This is a genomic window from Glutamicibacter sp. St.4D3 (assembly GCF_059728615.1).
Genome location: NZ_AP039380.1, coordinates 100807 through 122721, shown reverse-complemented (window position 1 = coordinate 122721; position 21915 = coordinate 100807). Strand labels below are relative to the sequence as shown.

Here is a 21915-nt window from a genome sequence, read left to right as displayed (position 1 = left end):
AAAGGAATCACCAGGTGCAACGAGAACCCTCCGGCGAACTGCTTGGCACCCTGGCGCGGATCGCGCCGGGCACCGAACTGGCCATGGGGATTGAGCGGATCCAGCGCGGGCGCACCGGGGCACTGATCGTGTTGGGCTACGACCAGGTGGTCGAATCGATCTGTTCGGGCGGCTTCCACATTGACATTGACTTCTCCCCCACCCGGCTGCGCGAGCTGGCGAAAATGGACGGGGCGATCATCTGCGACGAGTCCGGGGGACGGATCCTGCAGGCCGGGGTGCAGCTGATGCCCGATGCGGCGCTGCCCACCGCCGAATCCGGCACCCGGCACCGCACCGCCGAACGCGTGGCCCTGCAGACCGGCTTCCCGGTGGTGGCGGTGTCCTCCTCCATGCAGACCATCACCCTGTACGCCGGTTCCGAACGCCATGTGTTGGAAACTAGTGAACGCCTGCTGGTGCGCGGCAACCAGGCCATCGCCACCCTGGAGCGCTACCGGCACCGCCTGGACCAGGTCACCAGCGCCCTGACCGCCGCGGAGATCGAGGACGCGGCCACCGTGCGTGACGTGCTGGCGGTGCTGCAGCGCACCGAGATGGTGCGCCGCACCAGCCAGGACATCTCCCGCCAGGTCCTGGAGCTGGGTGCGGACGGGCGGCTGCTGGCCGCCCAGCATGCCGAGCTGCTGGCGGGGGTGAAGACCGACAACCAGATGGTGCTGCGGGACTACCCGGACCTGGCCGGCGGGGCGCAGCACCTCTCCGAGGCGCTGGCCCGCCTGGAGCAGGTGCCCGACGCGCTGCTGATTGAACTGGATGCACTGCTGCGGGTGCTGATCCCGCAGGCGCCGCTGAGCCTGGATGACGCGCTGACCCCGCGCGGCTACCGGATGCTCTCGCTGATCCGCAGCCTGCCGCGCGCCGTCGGCGAGCGCCTGGTGGAGAAGTTTGGTGACCTGCAGCTGCTGATGGCCGCGTCCACGGCCGAACTGATTCAAGTCGAGGGCATTGGGGAACAGCGGGCCCGCTCCATCCGCGAAGGGCTGGCCAGGATGGCCGAGTCCTCCCTGCTGGACCGCTACCTGTAGCGGCTACTTCAGTTCAAAGGACTTCGGTTCGGACTCCAACTCCCCCAGCAGCGCGGTAAACCGGTAGGTGCCGGGCCGCGGCTGCACGTTTACGGCCTTGCACCCGGGGGCCGACCGTTCCTTCTGCCAGGTGAAGCGCGCGTTCTCCTGTTGTCCGGGCTTGAAGTCCAAGATGACGTCCTCCCCGTTCTGGGCGCAGTCGGCCGTGGAGAAGATGCGGTCCGAGCCGCTCATCACCCGGAACTCCTGTTGACTGGTGCCCACATTGATCTTGCACTCGGATTCCGAGGCGTTCTTCACCTGCAGGATCAGCACCGGGTCCTGGTCCGCGGTGTAGGACGCGGCGTCGGTGGCGGCGCTGAGCTCAATATCCGATTCCGCGCACATGCCCTCCGGCGACTGGGAGGCAGTCTCACTCTCGGGCTCACTTTCGGGCTGCTGGCCCGGCTCCGGCTGCTGCGGCTGCTCGTTTGCGGTCGGCGGCTTCTCCTCGCCGCCCAGGGCCGAGACCACCGCAACCACACCCCAGACAAGCAGACCCACCAGCAGCAGTGCGATGACTGACACGGTGATCCGCCGGCGCCGGTAGACGCTGGTCGGCAGCCTGCCCTGCGGTGCTTTACTCATAGCTCAAGGCTAGTTCATTGCGGTGCGCTTCCCGGTGATTTCGCGGTGATTCCCTGACCGGGGGTGCCAGGCCATACAGTGGTGGGGTGCACGAAATCCACGAGCTGATCAACCACTGGTACCACGCCAATGCGCGCACCCTGCCCTGGCGGGAGTCCGGGGCCTCCGGGTGGGCGATCATGGTCAGTGAGTTCATGCTCCAGCAGACCCCGGTGGTGCGGGTGCTGCCGGTGTGGGAGCAGTGGATGCAACGCTGGCCGCGCCCCCAGGACCTGGCCGCCGAACCGGTCTCCGAAGCGATTCGGGCGTGGGGGCGGCTGGGCTACCCGCGGCGGGCAATGCGCCTGCATGCCGCAGCGGTGGAGATCACCACCGAGCACAACGGGATGGTCCCGCGCACCGAGGAGCAGTTGCGCGCCCTGCCGGGAGTGGGCGACTACACCGCCGCCGCCATCGCCTGTTTCGCCTTCGATAAACCCACCGTCGTGGTGGACACCAACATCCGCCGGGTGCAGGCCCGGCTCTTCGGCGGCGCGGCGCTGCCCGAACCCAGCCCGCGGGCCAGCGAGTTCGCCCGCGCCCGCCAGGTTCAGCCCGAGGACCATGAAGCAGCCGTCACCTGGAACATCTCCGTCATGGAGCTGGGGGCACTGGTGTGCACCGCGCGCAGCCCCAAATGCTCCCAGTGCCCGGTGTTCGCCCATTGTGCCTGGGTGGCCGCCGGGCAGCCGGCCCCGCACTACACGCCCAAGGGGCAGGCCTGGCACGGGACCGACCGGCAAGTGCGCGGGGCAATCATGGCGGTGCTGCGGGCCGGCGAGCAGGCCGTGGATCCCGCCGTGTTCCTGGCCGATCTGGCGATGCAGCAAGACCCGGTGTTCACGCCGCTGCAGAAGCTTGATGCGCCGCTCCAGCAGCGCCAGCGGGCGCTGTCCGGACTGCTGGCCGACGGCCTGGCGGCCAGCGGCGATGAAGGAATCGTGCTGCCCAGCTAGGCCGGACAGTCCGGGGGCATCAAAACTGCAGAATCATGCGGGTGTTGCCCAGGGTGTTGGGTTTAACCCTTGCCAAGTCCAGGAACTCCGCCACGCCCTCATCGCGCGAGTGCAGAAGTTCGGCATACACCGCCGGGTCAACGGCGCTCTGGTCGGCCATGACGCTGAAGCCATGCCGCTCAAAGAACTCGACCTCGAAGGTCAGGCAAAAAATCCGGTGCACCCCCAGATCGCGGGCCCGGCGCAGCAACTCGTTGATCAGCCCGGTGCCCACTCCCTGCCCGCGCCAGGATTCGGCGGAGGCCAGGGTGCGCACTTCGGCGATGTCCTCCCAGATCACGTGCAGCCCCCCGCAGCCGATGACCTGCCCTGCCGCGTCCTCCGCGACCACGAACTCCTGGATGGATTCGTAGTAGGTCACCGCCTCCTTGTCCAGCAGGATGCGCTGCTCGGCCAGGGGGCGGACTAGATTGCGGATGGCGTGGACGTCGGTGGTGCGGGCGGGACGGACGGTAAAAGAACTCACCTTATTGATCCTATGCCCCGCACCATGGGCAGCTGGCGAAGTTTACCCCTGTATTTCGGATCTGTTTGCCCACCTTCCTGCCCGCTGGGTGCGGCGGCCGGGCGGAAGGCGGCCTGTTGTAAGAATCCTGCCGCAAGCCGCTGGGCGAGGCAGCGCTGTGCCAGACTGGTGGGGTTCGACCCGATGGCGGGCGCAAAGGAGGATGGGGCCACATGCACACCGGCGCGCGACGTCCCGGACTGGGGTTGTTGGCGGTGCTGCTCAGCGCGGTGGGCATCGCCCCACTGCTGAACTACGGGCTCAGTGCCACCAGTGACCTGATCATTCGGGAGCTGGGCATCTCCGAGGCGCAGTTCGGACTGCTGGCCACCGTCTGCTTTGGCTTCGCCGCGGTCGGCAATGCCGTGTTCAGCAAGTTCAGCGACCGGCAGCCGGACCGCACCCTGATGCTGCTGATCTTCGGCGCCGCCGCGGTATCGATGGGGCTGCCGGCCCTGCCCGGCGGTTATCTGCTGCTGCTGGCCGCCGCGGCGCTGTCCGGGTTGGCGCAGTCGTTCCCCAACGGGGTCACCAACCGGGTGCTGGCCCAGCGGGTGCCCAGTGCCCAGCGGATCGCCTGGACCGGAGTGAAGCAGTCCGGGGTGCAGGTCAGCCAGTTGGTGGGCAGTGTCGGCTTCCCGCTGCTGGCCGCCTGGATTGGCTGGCATGGGGCCAGCCTGGTTGGCGCGGTCGCCGCTGGCGTGCTGGGCCTGGCGGCGGTGCGGATGCTGGCCGCGGTGCCGCTGTTGGCGCAGGACGCCCCGCCCCGGGCCGCCGAAGCGGCACCGGTTCCCACGACGGCGGGCGGCTCGACACGCTCAATGATCCTGGCGTTGACGGTGTTCGGCTTCATCAACGGGATGGGTGTACAGGCCACGAACGTGTACCTGCCGTTGTTTGCGGTCCGGGAACTGGATTTCTCCCTGGTGCTTGGTGGGCTGACGGCGGCGGCCGCCGGGGCCATCGGGGTCACCGCCCGGGTGGGCTGGGGCCGGATGATGTCGCGTGGGATCTCCGCGCCGCGGCTGCTGCTGCTTCTGGCGGTGCTGGCGCTGGCCGGCGCCGGCACATTCCTGCTGGCGGAATCCTGGCACTGCCCCACCCTGCTGTGGCTGGCCGTGGCCTTGCACGGCGCGTCCGCCCTGGGCGTTTCGGTGGTGCTGATGGCGGCCCTGCTGCGCGCGGTTCCGGCCTCCCTGATGGGAAGCGCCAGCGGGATCGTCTCCGCCGGGCAGTTTGGCGGGTTCACCATTGGCCCCCTGGTGATGGGGATGGTGATCTCCTCGGCCGGGGGTTTCACCCTGGGCTGGCTCATGGTGGCCGGGATCTACCTTTGCTGTACGGTGTTGGGGGTCTTGCTGGTGCTGCGGGCCCGCCGGCGCGGCTGAGCACTCAGCGCGACCCGTGGCGCCCGACGCCAAAGGGCGGCTCGACGGGTATGTCCGTCGAACCGCCCTTCGGTTCTGGTCGGGGTGCTGGCCCGGGGGTCAGCCCTCGATGGCCGCCGGGGCCGGCTCGCCTTCCAGCTGGCCGTTGCCGCCTTCGGCGCGGAAGGTGAACTTCTCGGCGCCGGGCTCCCCTTCGACATCCACGTGGATGTGCTGGCCGGCCAGGATCTGGCCGAACAGGATCCGCTCGGAAAGCTGGTCCTCGATCTCCCGCTGTATCGTGCGGCGCAGCGGACGGGCACCCATGGCCGGGTCGTAGCCGCGGGCCGCCAGCACGGTGCGGGCCGCCGGGGTCAGCTCGATGGTCATGTTGCGTTCCTCCAGGCGCTTGGCCAGGCGCTGCACGAACAGGTCCACGATCTGCTCGATCTCTTCCTGGCTCAGCTGCGGGAACACCACGATGTCATCGACACGGTTCAGGAACTCGGGACGGAAGTGCTGGCGCAGCTCCTCCTGGACCTTGGCCTGCATCCGCTCGTAGCCGGTGCGGGTGTCGGTCGAGGACTGGAAGCCGGTCATCACGCCCTTGGAGATGTCCCGGGTGCCCAGGTTCGTGGTCATGATGATAATGGTGTTCTTGAAGTCCACCACCCGGCCCTGGGAGTCGGTCAGGCGACCGTCTTCCAGGATCTGCAGCAGTGAGTTGAACAGGTCCGCGTGGGCCTTTTCCACTTCGTCGAACAGCACCACGGAGAAGGGACGGCGACGCACCTTCTCGGTCAGCTGGCCGCCTTCCTCGTAGCCCACGTAGCCTGGAGGGGCGCCGAAGAGCCGGGAGACGGTGTGCTTCTCCGAGTACTCGGACATGTCCAGGGTGATCAGCGCATCTTCCTCGCCGAAGAGGAACTCCGCCAACGCCTTGGCCAGCTCGGTCTTGCCCACACCGGTGGGGCCGGCGAAGATGAACGAGCCGCCGGGGCGGTTCGGGTCCTTCAGTCCGGCACGGGTGCGGCGGATCGCCTGGGAGATCGCCTTGATCGCCGAATCCTGGCCGATGACCCGCTTGTGCAGCTCGTCTTCCATGTTCAGCAGGCGGGTGGACTCTTCCTCGGTCAGCTTCACGACCGGGATGCCGGTCGAGTTGGCCAGCACCTCGGCGATCAGCTCCTCGGTGACCTCCGAGATTTCGTCCATGTCGCCATTGCGCCAGGACTTTTCCTTCTCGTTGCGGGCCTCGATGAGCTTGGATTCCTTGTCGCGCAGCGACGCGGCGCCCTCGAAGTCCTGGGCGTCAATCGCCGCCTCCTTCTCCAGGCGCACGGTGGCGATTTCCTCGTCCATTTCCTTCAGCGCCGGAGGAGCGGTCATGCGCTGGATGCGCAGTCGCGCCCCGGCCTCGTCGATCAGGTCAACGGCCTTGTCCGGCAGGAAGCGGTCCGAGATGTAGCGGTGGGCCAGCTGGGAGGCGGCCTGCAGGGCGCCGTCGGTGATCGAGACGCGGTGGTGCGCCTCATAGCGGTCACGCAGCCCACGCAGGATCTGCGTGGTCAGCTCCACCGTCGGTTCCTTGACCTGGATCGGCTGGAAGCGGCGCTCCAGCGCGGCGTCCTTCTCAATGTTCTTGCGGTACTCATCCAGGGTCGTGGCGCCGATGGTCTGCAGCTCACCGCGGGCCAGCATCGGCTTGAGGATGCTGGCGGCGTCGATGGCGCCCTCGGCGGCACCGGCACCGACCAGGGTGTGGATCTCATCGATGAACAGGATGATGTCCCCGCGGGTGCGGATTTCCTTCAGCACCTTCTTCAGGCGCTCTTCGAAGTCACCGCGGTAACGGGAGCCGGCCACCAGGGATCCCAGGTCCAGGGTGTACAGCTGCTTGTCCTTGATGGTCTCGGGCACGTCGCCGCGCACGATCGCCTGGGCCAGGCCCTCGACGACCGCGGTCTTGCCGACGCCCGGCTCACCGATCAGCACAGGGTTGTTCTTGGTGCGCCGGGAAAGGACCTGCATGACGCGTTCCATCTCATGCTCGCGACCGATCACCGGGTCGAGCTTGCCCTCGCGGGCTGCGGCTGTCAGGTTGCGGCCGAACTGGTCCAGTACGGCCGAGCCAGCCGGGGCGCCCTCGCTCTGGCCGCCGGAGCTGACGCCCGCCGCGGCGGTGTCCTTCCCGCCCTGGTAACCAGACAGCAGCTGGATGACCTGCTGACGCACGCGTCCCAGGTCTGCACCGAGCTTGACCAGCACCTGTGCGGCCACGCCCTCGCCTTCACGAATCAGGCCCAGCAGGATGTGCTCGGTGCCAATGTAGTTGTGGCCCAGCTGCAGCGCTTCGCGCAGCGAGAGCTCCAAAACCTTCTTGGCGCGCGGAGTGAACGGGATATGTCCAGATGGGGCCTGCTGCCCCTTGCCAATAATCTCCTGCACCTGTTCACGCACGGCGCCCAGGGAGATGTTCAGGGACTCGAGCGCTTTGGCTGCAACTCCGTCACCTTCGTGGATGAGCCCGAGCAGCAGGTGCTCGGTGCCGATGTAGTTGTGGTTGAGCATGCGCGCCTCTTCTTGGGCGAGCACGACAACGCGACGGGCACGGTCGGTAAATCTCTCAAACATTGCGGCACACTCCTTGCTTACCAATAGTTCGATGCTACGCACCATGAGGCCGGGAATCTGCCTTGTTCGCCACAGGGATAACCGCGTGAGGTTGCCCCGGCGCCCGAGAAGGTGCGCCAACGACAATGACCGGGATGAAATCATCCCGGTCATTTTGCGTCGTGGCTTGGGGTGTTCGAAGCCTTAGCGCGAGCGGCTGCGTCCACCCTTGCGCTGCGCCGCGTAGTAGGCCTCCACCACATCCGCATTCAGTCGTCCGCGGGCGTTGACCTTCATGTTGTTCTCCTTGGCCCAGGCGCGGATGGCCGGCGCCTCGCTGGTGGAGTTCTGCTTGGAGGAACGCCCCGCCTGGATGTAAGGCTCCATGGCGGCACGGAATTTCTCCGCATTTTCATCATTCAGGTCAATTTCGTAATGCTGCCCGCCGAAGCTGAAGGAAAATGATTCCGTGGCTTCTCCCCCATCGATATCGTCGATCAATGCAATTTGTACTTGGCGTGCCATGTTATTAGCCTCCGGGTTGGTACATTTTTGGTCGTTGAAATAATCTTCAGACCTTAACCTGTATCCATCATAGGCAATAACGGCGATGATTTACGCATTAATCCTACGATTAACACCTAATTATCAGGGTGACCTTTATTATCTCCTGATTTCAGATCTACACCTGTAGTTCCAAAATCATTATTCTGATCAACTTCCGCCTGAGCTTGACGCTCCGAACGGTCGGCATTCATAACAGCCTTGATAACGTACCAGAAAATCAGGGCGACAACGATTGTTGGAAGAATGGCTTCAACATAGGGCATATTATGCCTCCGGCTTTAGCAATGGGAACAGTATGGTTTCACGGATTCCCACGTCGGTGAACAGCATGACCAGGCGATCGATGCCCAGGCCGATGCCCCCCATGGGCGGGGCTCCGTACTCCAGGGCTCGCAAAAAGTCCTCGTCCAGCTGCATGGCCTCCGGGTCTCCACCGGCGGCCATCAACGACTGCTCGGTCAGCCGCTCACGCTGGATGACCGGGTCGATCAGCTCGGAGAACGCGGTACCGCGTTCCATGCCCCCGATGATCAGGTCCCAAGCCTCGATGACACCGGGCTTGGAACGGTGCGGCCGCGCCAGCGGCTGGGCCAGCGGCGGGTAGTCGTAGACGAAGGTCGGGTCCATCAGGTTCGGTTCGACGATCTCCCCGAAGAGCTCGATGACCAGCTTCTGGGCATCCCAGGCCGGGTCGATCTTCACCTCGTGCTTGTCGGCGATCTCGCGCAGCGTCTCGGCCGGGGTTTCCGGGGTAATCTCCATGCCAACGGCCTCGGACAGACCTGGGTAGACCCCGAGCCAGCCCCATTCGCCGTCCAGGTTGATGGTTCCCTTCGGGGTTTCCAGCACGCGTCCGGCGCCGATGGCGTCCGCGGCGTTGAGGATGATCTCCTTAATCCGCTCGGCCATCACGAACTGGTCGGCGTAGGCCTCATAGCATTCGAGCATGGTGAACTCCGGGGAGTGCGTGGAGTCCACGCCCTCATTGCGGAAGATGCGGCCGAGTTCGAAGACCCGATCCACTCCGCCGACCACGGTGCGCTTCAGGTATAGTTCCAGGGCGATGCGCAGAGTCATTTCCTGGTCGAAGGCGTTCAGGTGGGTATGGAACGGCCGGGCCGAGGCCCCGCCGTGCACCAACTGGAGCATCGGGGTCTCGATCTCGACGTAGTCGCGCTCCTCCAGGGTGCGGCGCACGGCACGGATGATGGCTGCTCGCTTGTAGATCATTTCCCGGGCCTCGTTGCGCACGATCAGATCGGCGTAGCGCTGACGGACGCGCGTCTCCTCGTTCAGGTCGGCGTGCAGCACCGGCAGGGGACGCAGGGCCTTGGAGGCCATCTGGAACTCATCGGCCATGATCGACAGTTCGCCGCGGCGTGAGGAGATCACCTCTCCCTTGACGAAGACATGGTCACCCAGGTCCACCAGGGCCTTCCAGTCGGCCAGACGCTCCTCGCCGACCTTCGCCAGCGAGATCATCACCTGCAGCCGGGTTCCGGCGCCCTCCGGTCCGCCCTCCTGCAGGGTGGCGAAGCACAGCTTGCCGGTGTTGCGCATGAAGACGATGCGACCGGCGACCCCCACGTTCACTCCTGTGGCCTGGTCCGGCTCGAGATCAGGGAACTGTTCGCGAACCTCGGCCAGGCTGTGGGTGCGCGGCACGCCTACGGGGTAGGCCTCTTCACCACGGGACAGCAGTTCGGCGCGCTTGCTCAGGCGCACCTGCCGCTGGTCGTTGGTGTTCTGGCTGTCTGCTGCAGGGGAATTATCTTGGGAAGTCACAGTACATCATTCTACGTGTGAAAATTCTCGTTGTGGCCGCTTCATGACTGGACTCTCACCTGAGGTTGGCCACAACAGCCAAAAGGCGGGCGCACGTCGCGCCCGCCTTTCTTCCGGCTACCAGATCTCGACGCGTTCGGCCGGATCCAGCCACATCCCGTCACCGGGCTGGGTGCCGAAGGCCTCGTGGAAAGCATCCAGGTTCTTTGGCACTTGGTTGCAGCGGAATTCGCCCGGCGCATGCGGGTCGGTGGTCACTCGAACAACTGCGGTTTCCGGGCGAATCAGCGTGCGCCAGCATTCGGCCCAGGCGTAGAAGAACCGCTGGTCCCCGCTGACCCCGTCAATCACCTGGTCCTGCTCGATGCCGCGGGCGGCCAGCTCAAGCTTGTAGGCCTTGTACGCGATGCCCAAGCCACCCAGGTCGCCGATGTTCTCCCCCAGGGTGAGCTTGCCGTTAACCTGATGGTCCGGGGCTTCGCTTGGACTGAGGGCATCGTATTGGTCAACCAGTTTCGTGGTCAGCTTTTCGAAAGCTTCCCGGTCTTCCGCTGTCCACCAGTTCTTCAGCTGCCCGCTGCCGTCGTACTGCGAACCCTGATCATCAAAGCCGTGTCCGATCTCGTGGCCAATGACCGCGCCGATCGCCCCGAAGTTCGAGGCGAGGTCGCGATCGACGTCAAAGAAAGGCAGGCGAAGGATCGCGGCGGGGAAGGCGATTTCGTTCAACAGCGGATGGTAGTAGGCATTCACGGTCTGCGGGTACATGAACCACAGCTCCCGATCCACCCCGTCATCAATCTTCTGCAGTTCACGCTTGAACTCGAACTCGTTGGCGGCCGCCAGGTTCGCGATCACGTCCTGCGGGTCCGTGGTGATGCTCGAGTAGTCGATCCACTCGTTGGGGTAGCCGATCTTGGGACGGAACATGGACAACTTTTCGAGCGCCTTCTCGATTGTCTCCTCCCCCATCCACGGCAGGGTGGTGATCGAGTCCCGGTAGGCCTCGATCAGCCGCTCCACCAGGTGGTCCATGGCGTCCTTCGCCTCCGGCGGGAAGTGCTTGGCCACGTAGAGTTGTCCCAGGTCCTCACCGACGGCGCTTTCAGTGAAGCTGACCCCACGCTTCCAGCGCTCCTTCAGGGTTTCCACTCCGCCCAGCTTCGCGGCGTAGAACGCGAAGTTTTCGTTGACGAAGGGGCTGGAAAGGTAGGGTGCGAAGGAGCGCAGCACCTGGACGGTGAGCCAGGCCTTCCAACGCTCGAGGGGTTCTTCCTCCAGCGTCTGGCCCAGCGCTTCGAAGAAGCTGGGCTGCCACAGCACAACCTCGGCATAGTACTTCGGTTCAATTCCCGCGCCTTGGAGCCAGTAGCGCATCCCTGGGAAAATCTGGAGCAGTTCTTCATCGCTCATCAGGTTGTACCGGGCTTGGGCATCGCGGACCTTGACGCGATCCCAATGGTGGGAGGCAATGACTTTCTCCAACGCCACGACGTCTTCGGCGGCCTTCGACGGATCCGCCACTTCACCGAGATCCAACAGGCGTGCCAGGTGCTCCTGGTAGTCGCTGACGGTCGAGGCGAACTGCTCTTCACGGTAGTAAGACTCATCCGGTAGGCCCAGTCCACCTTGCAGGAAGGTCAGCAGATTGCGCTCGGGATTACCGGCGTCATTCATGGCGCCGGCCTGCAGGAAGCTACTGATGCCCTTGCGGTAGAAGCCTCCGGATAGCTCAATGAGCTCTTCGGCAGTGGAAACCCGTTGGATATCCTCCAGATAGCCGCGAACCGGCTCGATCCCCTTGGCCTCGATGGCTTCCTCATTCATGAAGCTGCCATACAGGTGGGCAATGCGTACTTTATCCGGAGCCTGCTCGGTGCCGGATTTCACGGCTTCGACGGCATCTTCGATGATCGCATGGACCGCAGCTTCCGCCTCGTCACGCAGTTCCATGAACGAGCCGTACAGACCCTGGTCGCTGGGGATGCTCGCCGAGGCAAACCACTTGCCATTCGCGTTGCGGTATAGATCGTCCTGCGGCCGAATGGATTCGTCGCGGTATTTCAATGCCTTCGCGCTCAACTAAATGCTCCCCTGTCCAAACCTGACTGTTTCTACCTCTGTACTGTAGTCAGCTGAGCGCCGCTGGGGGCAAAAGATGTTGCCCCGTGCGCCAACGGCTTAAACAGGTGAGGCTCCAACCATCACTGGTTGGAGCCTCAAACCCTTCATCAAGTTAAGTCCGGCGGTGTCCTACTCTCCCACACCCTCACGAGTGCAGTACCATCGGCGCAGTGGGCCTTAGCTTCCGGGTTCGGTATGGGACCGGGCGTTTCCCCCACGCTATGACCGCCGTAACAGCAGTGAAACAACCACACACCTGGTGCCGGCTGCAAAACCATCCATGAACAACACCTGCCAACCCCCACACCCCACCAACAAGGGGGGGCCTGGGGTGGTGTGGTTGTTGTTTCGTAACCGTATAGTGAACGCGAGCAACACTCTTTGCCGAACACCCCAGCGAGGGGGTGGTTTTGTTGTGTGTTGATAAGTCATCGGCCTATTAGTACAGGTCAGCTACACAAGTCTTTAGTCCTTGCTTCCACATCCTGCCTATCAACCCAGTGGTCTAGCTGGGGGCCTCTCACACAAAAAGTGCATGGAAATCTCATCTCGAAGCAGGCTTCCCGCTTAGATGCTTTCAGCGGTTATCCCTTCCAAACGTAGCTAATCAGCGATGCACTTGGCAGTACAACTGACACACCAGAGGTTCGTCCGTCCCGGTCCTCTCGTACTAAGGACAGCCCTTCTCAAATTTCCAACGCGCGCAGCGGATAGGGACCGAACTGTCTCACGACGTTCTAAACCCAGCTCGCGTACCGCTTTAATGGGCGAACAGCCCAACCCTTGGGACCTACTCCAGCCCCAGGATGCGACGAGCCGACATCGAGGTGCCAAACCATGCCGTCGATATGGACTCTTGGGCAAGATCAGCCTGTTATCCCCGAGGTACCTTTTATCCGTTGAGCGACGGCCCTTCCACACGGTGCCGCCGGATCACTAGTCCCGACTTTCGTCCCTGCTCGAGCTGTCACTCTCACAGTCAAGCTCCCTTGTGCACTTACACTCAACACCTGATTGCCAACCAGGCTGAGGGAACCTTTGGGCGCCTCCGTTACTCTTTAGGAGGCAACCGCCCCAGTTAAACTACCCATCAGGCACTGTCCCTGAACCAGATCATGGTCCGAAGTTAGGTGACCGGTACAGCCAGAGTGGTATTTCAACGATGACTCCACCCGAACTAGCGTCCAGGCTTCACAGTCTCCCACCTATCCTACACAAGCTGCACCGAACACCAATACCAAACTATAGTAAAGGTCTCGGGGTCTTTCCGTCCTGCTGCGCGTAACGAGCATCTTTACTCGTACTGCAATTTCGCCGAGTTCATGGTTGAGACAGCGGGGAAGTCGTTACTCCATTCGTGCAGGTCGGAACTTACCCGACAAGGAATTTCGCTACCTTAGGATGGTTATAGTTACCACCGCCGTTTACTGGGGCTTAAATTCTCCGCTTCGACCCCAAAAGGGTCTAACAGGTCCTCTTAACCTTCCAGCACCGGGCAGGAGTCAGTCCGTATACATCGTCTTGCGACTTCGCACGGACCTGTGTTTTTAGTAAACAGTCGCTTCCCCCTGGTCTCTGCGGCCCACACCCGCTCAGGAAAGCAAGTTTCCCTCACGAGGCAGGCCCCCCTTCTTCCGAAGTTACGGGGGCATTTTGCCGAGTTCCTTAACCATGATTCTCTCGATCGCCTCGGTATTCTCTACCAGATCACCTGTGTCGGTTTAGGGTACGGGCGGACTGGGACCTCACGCCGATGCTTTTCTAGGCAGCATAGGATCACCGAATCACCCACCAAAGTGGGCGCCTATCAGGTCTCAGGCACACGTTCCGCGGATTTGCCAACGAAACACCCTACACCCTTGGACCAGGTCAATTCCATTGCCTGGCTCGGCTACCTTCCTGCGTCACACCTGTTAACACGCTGACCTCACACCCTCGGTTCCCAGCCACCAACCACAACAACCACCCCCCAAAGGGGGCAGCACGTCATGGCGGCAGGTGGTTAGCATCAGATGCTCAGTATGGGCGGTCCTTCGCCGGTACGGGAATATCAACCCGTTGTCCATCGACTACGCCTGTCGGCCTCGCCTTAGGTCCCGACTAACCCAGGGCAGATTAACTTGACCCTGGAACCCTTGATCATTCGGCGGACGGGTTTCTCACCCGTCATTCGCTACTCATGCCTGCATTCTCACTCGCGTAGCCTCCACCGCTGGTTTCCACCGCGACTTCACCGGCCACACGACGCTCCCCTACCCATCCAAACCACTGGACCACAAAAGCCAATGACATGTTTGAATGACGCAACTTCGGCGGTGTGCTTGAGCCCCGCTACATTATCGGCGCGGAATCACTTGACCAGTGAGCTATTACGCACTCTTTCAAGGGTGGCTGCTTCTAAGCCAACCTCCTGGTTGTCACAGCAACTCCACATCCTTTTCCACTTAGCACACGCTTAGGGGCCTTAGTTGGCGTTCTGGGCTGTTTCCCTCTCGACTATGAAGCTTATCCCCCACAGTCTCACTGCTGCGCTCTAACTTACCGGCATTCGGAGTTTGGCTAAGGTCAGTAACCTTGTAGGGCCCATCGCCTATCCAGTAGCTCTACCTCCAGTAAGAAACACGCAACGCTGCACCTAAATGCATTTCGGGGAGAACCAGCTATCACGAAGTTTGATTGGCCTTTCACCCCTACCCACAGCTCATCCCCTCCATTTTCAACTGAAGTGGGTTCGGTCCTCCACACGCTCTTACACGCGCTTCAACCTGGCCATGGGTAGATCACTTCGCTTCGGGTCTAGACCGTGCCACTCAAACGCCCTATTCAGACTCGCTTTCGCTACGACTACCCCACACGGGTTAACCTCGCGACACAGCACTAACTCGCAGGCTCATTCTTCAAAAGGCACGCCATCACAGAACACAAAGCCCTGCTCTAACGGTTTGTAAGCACACGGTTTCAGGTACTATTTCACTCCCCTCCCGGGGTACTTTTCACCATTCCCTCACGGTACTGATTCACTATCGGTCATCAGGTAGTATTCAGGCTTACCAGGTGGTCCTGGCAGATTCACACGGGATTCCTCGAGCCCCGTGCTACTCGGGCACCCACACTAGGACGGCAGCACGCATGACGACTACGGGACTATCACCCTCTCTGGTCCGGCATTCCAACCGATTCACCTATACGCCTGCACCTCATCCCGCCAGCCGAATAGAACTGGCACATATGGACCCCACAACCCCGAAGATGCAACGCCTATCCGCTATCACACACCTACCGGTTTAGCCCCATCCGCGTTCGCTCGCCACTACTAACGGAATCACTATTGTTTTCTTTTCCTGCGGGTACTGAGATGTTTCACTTCCCCGCGTTCCCCCCACATGGCCTATACATTCAGCCACGGGTCACACCACATAACATGGTGCCGGGTTTCCCCATTCGGAAATCCTGGCCTCAACGTCCGGTTATCGACTCCACCAGGCTTATCGCAGATTCCCACGTCCTTCATCGGCTCCTGATGCCAAGGCATCCACCGTGCGCCCTTAAAAACTTTCAACACAATCATCCATCCATCACAGACAAACGACAGCACAGAAAACCTCAAATACATGAGCAACAAAACAATCAACAAAATCACAAAACAACAAACACCCACACACACAAAAAGCGGCAGGCACCTGTCATTTCAAGATGCTCGCGTTCACTATACAGTTCCCAAACAACAACCCCACACCCCCACACCACACACCCACACAAGGGGCACGCGTGCCAAGGACACAGGAAAACAAACATGGTCTTTCAACCGAAACACCAAGAACACCACACCCACCACAACGGCAGGCACAGCATGCTTGTTGCCTCAAAACCCAACAGTGCGCCACAACCCAGCACCACAAGCACCACCACCAGCCTTCCAACCACAAGCCCCCACAACGGAAACCCACGGCGTACTCACCAGCAGCACCACCCACAGCACCAAACCCGACCACAACCCCCACACCCAAAAAGTGCACGGACCACGACCGATAGTTCATTGATATTCCACCCATGAGCAACCCGCCCACCAACACTCGTGGCGGCAACGGGCAACCAATAATGGTTAGCTCCTTAGAAAGGAGGTGATCCAGCCGCACCTTCCGGTACGGCTACCTTGTTACGACTTAGTCCCAATCGCCAGTCCCACCTTCGACGACTCCCCCCACACAAGGTGGTTAGGCCATCGGCTTCGGGTGTTACCAACTTTCGTGACTTGACGGGCGGTGTGTACAAGGCCCGGGAACGTATTCACCGCAGCGTTGCTGATCTGCGATTACTAGCGACTCCGACTTCATGGGGTCGAGTTGCAGACCCCAATCCGAACTGAGACCGGCTTTTAGGGATTAGCTCCACCTCACAGTATCGCAACCCATTGTACCGGCCATTGTAGCATGCGTGAAGCCCAAGACATAAGGGGCATGATGATTTGACGTCATCCCCACCTTCCTCCGAGTTGACCCCGGCAGTCTCCCATGAGTCCCCGGCATAACCCGCTGGCAACATGGAACGAGGGTTGCGCTCGTTGCGGGACTTAACCCAACATCTCACGACACGAGCTGACGACAACCATGCACCACCTGTGAACCAGCCCCAAAAGGGGAAAGACCATCTCTGGCCCGGTCTGGAACATGTCAAGCCTTGGTAAGGTTCTTCGCGTTGCATCGAATTAATCCGCATGCTCCGCCGCTTGTGCGGGCCCCCGTCAATTCCTTTGAGTTTTAGCCTTGCGGCCGTACTCCCCAGGCGGGGCACTTAATGCGTTAGCTACGGCGCGGAAAACGTGGAATGTCCCCCACACCTAGTGCCCAACGTTTACGGCATGGACTACCAGGGTATCTAATCCTGTTCGCTCCCCATGCTTTCGCTCCTCAGCGTCAGTAAATGCCCAGAGACCTGCCTTCGCCATCGGTGTTCCTCCTGATATCTGCGCATTTCACCGCTACACCAGGAATTCCAGTCTCCCCTACATCACTCTAGTCTGCCCGTACCCACCGCAGATCCGAGGTTGAGCCTCGGACTTTCACGGCAGACGCGACAAACCGCCTACGAGCTCTTTACGCCCAATAATTCCGGATAACGCTTGCGCCCTACGTATTACCGCGGCTGCTGGCACGTAGTTAGCCGGCGCTTCTTCTGCAAGTACCGTCACCCCCAAAAGGGGCTTCTTCCCTACTGAAAGAGGTTTACAACCCGAAGGCCGTCATCCCTCACGCGGCGTCGCTGCATCAGGCTTTCGCCCATTGTGCAATATTCCCCACTGCTGCCTCCCGTAGGAGTCTGGGCCGTGTCTCAGTCCCAGTGTGGCCGGTCACCCTCTCAGGCCGGCTACCCGTCGTCGCCTTGGTGAGCCATTACCTCACCAACAAGCTGATAGGCCGCGAGTCCATCCCCAACCGATAAATCTTTCCACCCCCTGCCATGCAGCAGGAAGTCATATCCGGTATTAGACCCAGTTTCCCGGGCTTATCCCGAAGTCAGGGGCAGGTTACTCACGTGTTACTCACCCGTTCGCCACTAATCCACCAGTGCAAGCACCAGCATCATCGTTCGACTTGCATGTGTTAAGCACGCCGCCAGCGTTCATCCTGAGCCAGGATCAAACTCTCCATAAAAAACAAGAAAAGCACACCACCAACCACCACACGGCAGTCAATGATGCAATCCCGGCGAATAAAAAACACTCAACCACCACACACGGGGGTGCGGGCGATCAAGCAAATAAATGTTTCGTATTCACCAAACAAAAATAATTTGGTATCAACAAACTTGGCACACTATTGAGTTCTCAAACAACAAGCGCTTACCGGTTCATCATCGACATCATTTCGACCCGTGATCTCGTCCGGCGCTCTGTAATTATTTTATCCCAGCGAATTCCTGAAAGTCAAATCCATTCTTTGTGATTTGAATCAGTTTTCACTTTCCCGTTGAATCTTCGCCTGTCCACAGTGACCTGTGGAAAATCGTTGATTTTCCGGGCTTCTCGCCTTGATTTGGTACCGGTTTTCTCCGGTCCGCTTCTCGGCGACAAGGAAAAACTATACACAGGTTTTTAGGCCTCCGCAAATCGAGGACCTGTTTTTGTGTGGTGAGCGTGGCCACATCAAAAATCCTCGCTGCTCGTTGATCAATAGAACCGGTATTTAAGGATTCCCCCCATTTAATGCTTCAGAATTTTGCCTGCGTCCTCATTCGTGACTGCGCCCAGATACCAGGTAAAGGGGGACTTTCAGCATGTCTCCGCCAATGTAGAGGGTTCTAACAAAGCGGGTTCGATCTAAAGCAGGGCAGGTTTCCTCACTGCCGAACTTCGCGCAACCGCAAACTCCGATGCTGATTCCCGGCAGGTCATCACGCGAGGGCCGCGATCGCCTTTGACAGCTGCTTCAGTACCCGCAAGCCGCACATAGCTCTCAGGTGCAATCGCCATTGACCTTGGGCGATAGCCTAAGACCTGTTCGGGACCGGAGCTGCAGATACAAGGCTCAGCTCAATGATCTGCAGAGTTTTCGACTCTGCAGGAGGCAGCGGCTCCAACAGACAGCATCCCCATGCCCTGTCGGAGTTGATGTGTCGCTGGAACTGGTGCCCGTCCCATTTAGAGATTGATAGCTGTGCTGGCCTCGGAGCGGAACCCGGAGCGTCTCCTTCCAGAGACTGCCTGCGAGGCTCTCGCCACCACCGCTAGACCGAACGACCCGCCCAGAAGACTTCGCCCCACTCGAGAGCGGTGCTCCTTCGTTCAGGAGGAAGCTCGTTGTCCTTTACAACCTTAGAGCGGCAGTGCTTGCTCACCGGACGAGTTGTCTCGTCGATCGGCGTTGCAGTTCAACCAGCTCACTACGAAGCGGCCGTTGCCAGCATCGATGTCGGACGCGTTCGTTGCCCCCTTTGGCATCGCAGCCGGCCTGGGGCTGTGCAGCCATTTTGTAGTGATTGGAATGATGTAGGCGTACTCATCCTCGCGGAGTACGGTGTTCGGTTCGGTGCCTTCACCCTCTGTTCGGAGCATGCATCAGAACTGGGTGTCCTTGCTACAGGCAGAACGCCAGGCAAACGAGGATCCCGGGCATACCCCTGTTGTGGGATCAATACCCAAACAACTCAGAGCGAGACAGCACAGGCGGGAGCGTTCGTTGCCCTGCTGTGCCACCGCCCGGGATAAATTAACAGCTCGCGTTGGACGTCGCATAGCGGAGTGCCTTCGCGATACACCAAGTTAGGATTAGCAAGGCACTCGACCCTGAGAGCCAAATGGTTGGCTGTGTGGGTAGAGCTCTCCTTGGACCTGCGGTGTCCGTAGTCTCTGACCGAGGCTTGGGTCGAGAAGTCTTGCTCGCGCCAGCGCCACCTAATGCTGCTATCTGGTCCCCAAATAGTGAAGTACATGGCACCTCAACCATCCACGCCAGACAGTTCTCCAGCCTTGTATGCTCAGGTTCCACATGATTTCGCCATGCAGGTTGCGATCGTCTGTCGACCACGCAACCCAATATGTAGCTGTGAGCATTCAGAACCGGGCCTGAAGCCGGTTCTGCTGCGGGAAGTACGCCTCCTCTACCATGAGAATGCATTTCGCCGAACATGGGTTCACGACCAGAGTGGCATCTTCGATGGCTCATCTCTTGGCTTCACTCGCACAAGCGTCCTTCATCAGGTCAAAGCGCTAACTGAGCGACGCTCGAGCAGCATTCCCCAGGGAAAGCCGACCATTGGCTCTCGTCAGCTTCAAGGTGTGCCCAACGCGCAAGTGCAGTTCCATAGTGCCGGCCAGGAGCAGATGGTCGGCCACCCAACCTGAGCGAGTCGGTAATACCACTCAATGACGATGAAGGCGTCGGCGCCGATGCCGTGATCTCGTTGCGCGCCTGGGGACAAAGGCAAATTCGCCGAGCATGCTAGAGCTGCCAAGCCCACGGTGGATCGGTAGGGGGATCGTACAGCCAACCACGAGTTCGTCAGATCCCGGTCGAATGGCACAGCGCTGACACTTTCATGGCAGGGCTCGATCGTGCCCTCAAACTCGTCATTCGAGGCAACTCATGGAAGAAGCTGGCGTTGGCAGCATGGGGAAGCACTATCCGCCGGCGGCTCGAAGGAGGCAGTCCAGAACGAGGGAACGTAAGCTCCTCTACTCCTTCGATGCCTGTTGCCGGAACCGACGGCCATCTGCATGCGTTTGCGCCGGCCTGGTATCACGGCCAGCAAGACACTCGGCAAGGTCGTACAAGGGAAGGGGTGCGTTAAATGCAAGCTGGCTTATGTCGCCATCCCAATAGACGAGAGTGCTGTTGTACAAGGTGGTGCAGCCGCCCATGGGAAACAAGCGGTGCAGGTGCCCTCGGACCTGTACTCGGTAGCGGCCCAAGTTGATGCCCAGCACACTGACCACTTCCGGCCTATAGGCAATAAAGTGTGTCTGAAAACCTGGTCCTGCCCCGGAAAGCCGGGACAGGATCAAGGTTCACATGGGTATTCAATCCATAAGTGTGAAGCTTACTGGACAATCCCATACTTGTATTATCTGCCATTCACCCATGAAAAAGAACGGCACGACATCCAAAGGAACCCAACGCTGGCGATGCAAGAACTGCAATTCGAGCACCACTTTCCAGCGAGCTGACACCACAGCTCGCAACCAACTCACTGGCTTCGTCGGTTGGCTCATGAGCAAGCTTTCTCAAGCCGAATTCGGCGGAGGCACTGGCCGGACTTTCCGCTACCAGACCGCTTGGTGCTGGAACGTCGAACCCTATTTACCGCGAACTGGTGAAGTTTTCAATGAAGTCCAAGTCGACGGTATCTATATCCGTCCAGGCTGGTGCCTGCTGATCGCTATCGCTAACGGAAGCGTTATCGGATGGCAGTGGTGCGACCGTGAAAAAGCCGTGGCATGGATCGCTTTGTTGGAGCATTTTCCCGAGCCGAAAGTCGTGCTGACTGATGGCGGATCAGGACTGATGAAAGCGTTGAAAAAGCTCTGGCCTAATGTGAAGATCCAACGCTGCTTGGTCCATATCCAGCGCAACGTTCGCACCTACCTGACGATGAATCCTCGGTTGCAGGCTGGTAAATCGCTGCGGCGTCTAAGCTTGAAACTCACGAAAATCCAGACGCAGGAAGCCGCGACAGAATGGATGGCCGCTTTCGCTGCCTGGCATGCAGAGAACCAGAACCTGATCAATGAGAAGACCTACGCTGCTGACTGGCCCGGTGCCAGACCGCAAGGTGTTCATGGCACCCGGAAGTGGTGGTACACCCATGAACGGCTACGAAGCGCCTACGAGTCCATGAGGAAAGCAATGCAGCGCGGTCACTTGTTCACGTACTTGAACAAGGACCTAAAAGGTCTGGGGATCAACGCGACGACGAACATGATTGAAGGCGCGGTGAACTCCGGGATCCGAGCCATGATCTTTCATCATCGCGGGATGCCGGTCGAGCATCGAAGACGAGCATGCGAGTGGTTCTGCTGGACGCACACCGATGAGGCGAATCGCCCTGCGTTGGGAGAGCTTTTACGGCCGGAGCACTTCTCTCCAGAAGCAAAGAAGGCAGCTGAGCAAGTGTCAGATGACGAGCCAATCGGCCCGGAGCTTTATGGCACCGGCGCTAGTACCGAAGATGGACAGTTCATCAGAAGAGGCTGGATTCGAAACAGCTACTAGTCACTGGTCTTGAAGGTGTCTGGCCTTGGAACACGCCCGGGCCAGACACACTTTATTGCCTATAGCCCCCACTTCCGCGGTCGACCGGTTGCTGCAACATACAAATCTTCCAGATCAACCGTGAAGCAATGCTCGAGCCCCAGAGTCTTCCGGTGTGCGCAGCAAGAGCAAGGAGGTAGCGACCCCGACGACCGGCTGTCTTGAAGCCGCGTGTCCCAGCCGGTACCGATGAGTGGCAAACTGATCACGATTTTCCACGGACGTCTATTCATAGACCCCAACGGACAGAAACACGGGTGCTTGCCACCTATTCCACGGCAAGAAAAGAACCATATTCCGCTGGAGAGGGGTATCTCACCGTAACCACGAACGCGACGAGTACAACCAGACCATGTCGAAAAAGTCTTTGAAGTCCAATAGCAGAGTACGAAGATAAGAAGCCAGCAGCTCTGGGCCGACGCGCGGTTTCCCGAGTGC

Annotated in this window: 12 protein-coding genes and 3 rRNA genes; 5 read left to right on the top strand and 10 right to left on the bottom strand. The window is 60.5% G+C overall.

The annotated features are described in order from the left end of the window. The first annotated feature begins 14 nt into the window (after positions 1-14). Positions 15-1088 carry a DNA integrity scanning diadenylate cyclase DisA gene (gene disA, locus AC6I21_RS00550; RefSeq protein ID WP_054821708.1) on the top strand — a complete coding sequence of 358 codons (1074 nt, stop codon included), beginning with the start codon at positions 15-17 and terminating at the stop codon, positions 1086-1088. 3 nt (positions 1089-1091) lie between these two features. Here the strand turns inward: disA and AC6I21_RS00545 are convergent, their stop codons facing one another. After that, positions 1092-1715, bottom strand: coding sequence for a hypothetical protein (locus tag AC6I21_RS00545; protein ID WP_497762875.1), 624 nt, complete (start codon positions 1713-1715; stop codon positions 1092-1094). Between the two features lie 86 nt (positions 1716-1801). Here AC6I21_RS00545 and AC6I21_RS00540 point away from each other — a divergent pair, with 86 nt between their 5' ends. Then, positions 1802-2710 carry an iron-sulfur binding domain-containing protein gene (locus AC6I21_RS00540; RefSeq protein ID WP_497762874.1) on the top strand — a complete coding sequence of 303 codons (909 nt, stop codon included), beginning with the start codon at positions 1802-1804 and terminating at the stop codon, positions 2708-2710. A 19-nt stretch (positions 2711-2729) separates the two neighbouring features. Here AC6I21_RS00540 and AC6I21_RS00535 read toward each other — a convergent pair whose 3' ends face one another. Further along, positions 2730-3236 (bottom strand): amino-acid N-acetyltransferase, encoded by a 507-nt coding sequence (locus AC6I21_RS00535; RefSeq protein WP_138925417.1) that lies wholly within the window; start codon positions 3234-3236, stop codon positions 2730-2732. Positions 3237-3448: 212 nt separating this feature from the next. Here AC6I21_RS00535 and AC6I21_RS00530 point away from each other — a divergent pair, with 212 nt between their 5' ends. After that, on the top strand, positions 3449-4663 hold the full coding sequence (locus tag AC6I21_RS00530; protein ID WP_497762873.1) for an MFS transporter: 1215 nt from the start codon (positions 3449-3451) through the stop codon (positions 4661-4663). A gap of 99 nt (positions 4664-4762) precedes the next feature. Here the strand turns inward: AC6I21_RS00530 and AC6I21_RS00525 are convergent, their stop codons facing one another. The 8 genes from AC6I21_RS00525 to AC6I21_RS00490 form a co-directional block, all read right to left on the bottom strand. Beyond that, on the bottom strand, positions 4763-7276 hold the full coding sequence (locus AC6I21_RS00525) for an ATP-dependent Clp protease ATP-binding subunit (RefSeq protein WP_138174725.1): 2514 nt from the start codon (positions 7274-7276) through the stop codon (positions 4763-4765). 183 nt (positions 7277-7459) lie between these two features. Next, the gene (locus AC6I21_RS00520; RefSeq protein ID WP_138174727.1) at positions 7460-7780 is read right to left on the bottom strand and encodes a histone-like nucleoid-structuring protein Lsr2; all 321 of its coding nucleotides are present in this window, start codon (positions 7778-7780) and stop codon (positions 7460-7462) included. Between the two features lie 116 nt (positions 7781-7896). Continuing rightward, positions 7897-8085: a hypothetical protein gene (locus AC6I21_RS00515; protein WP_138174729.1), complete on the bottom strand. Its 189-nt coding sequence runs from the start codon at positions 8083-8085 to the stop codon at positions 7897-7899. Position 8086: 1 nt separating this feature from the next. Then, positions 8087-9607, bottom strand: a complete 1521-nt coding sequence (lysS, locus tag AC6I21_RS00510; protein ID WP_497762872.1) for a lysine--tRNA ligase — start codon at positions 9605-9607, stop codon at positions 8087-8089. 117 nt (positions 9608-9724) lie between these two features. Then, positions 9725-11689 carry a M13 family metallopeptidase gene (locus AC6I21_RS00505; RefSeq protein ID WP_497762871.1) on the bottom strand — a complete coding sequence of 655 codons (1965 nt, stop codon included), beginning with the start codon at positions 11687-11689 and terminating at the stop codon, positions 9725-9727. Positions 11690-11847: 158 nt separating this feature from the next. Continuing rightward, a 5S ribosomal RNA gene (gene rrf / locus AC6I21_RS00500) occupies positions 11848-11964 on the bottom strand. 185 nt (positions 11965-12149) lie between these two features. After that, positions 12150-15290: ribosomal RNA gene (locus AC6I21_RS00495) — 23S ribosomal RNA — on the bottom strand. A gap of 555 nt (positions 15291-15845) precedes the next feature. Then, positions 15846-17382 (bottom strand): 16S ribosomal RNA (locus AC6I21_RS00490). The 16S, 23S and 5S rRNA genes sit together here, the layout of an rRNA operon. A 1118-nt stretch (positions 17383-18500) precedes the next feature. Between AC6I21_RS00490 and AC6I21_RS00485 the strand changes: the two genes are divergently transcribed. Further along, positions 18501-18935, top strand: a complete 435-nt coding sequence (locus AC6I21_RS00485; RefSeq protein ID WP_497762870.1) for a MepB family protein — start codon at positions 18501-18503, stop codon at positions 18933-18935. 1303 nt (positions 18936-20238) lie between these two features. Further along, on the top strand, positions 20239-21438 hold the full coding sequence (locus AC6I21_RS00480) for an IS1249 family transposase (RefSeq protein ID WP_497762869.1): 1200 nt from the start codon (positions 20239-20241) through the stop codon (positions 21436-21438). The last annotated feature ends 477 nt before the right edge of the window (positions 21439-21915 follow it).

What these genes read in the sequence shown, in the direction of transcription:
- AC6I21_RS00480 (WP_497762869.1), top strand. Translation starts at nt 20,239, where the DNA reads ATGGGTATTCAATCCATAAGTGTGAAGCTTACTGGACAATCCCATACT.
- AC6I21_RS00520 (WP_138174727.1), bottom strand. Translation starts at nt 7,780, where the DNA reads ATGGCACGCCAAGTACAAATTGCATTGATCGACGATATCGATGGGGGA.
- AC6I21_RS00525 (WP_138174725.1), bottom strand. Translation starts at nt 7,276, where the DNA reads ATGTTTGAGAGATTTACCGACCGTGCCCGTCGCGTTGTCGTGCTCGCC.
- AC6I21_RS00515 (WP_138174729.1), bottom strand. Translation starts at nt 8,085, where the DNA reads ATGCCCTATGTTGAAGCCATTCTTCCAACAATCGTTGTCGCCCTGATT.
- AC6I21_RS00530 (WP_497762873.1), top strand. Translation starts at nt 3,449, where the DNA reads ATGCACACCGGCGCGCGACGTCCCGGACTGGGGTTGTTGGCGGTGCTG.
- AC6I21_RS00545 (WP_497762875.1), bottom strand. Translation starts at nt 1,715, where the DNA reads ATGAGTAAAGCACCGCAGGGCAGGCTGCCGACCAGCGTCTACCGGCGC.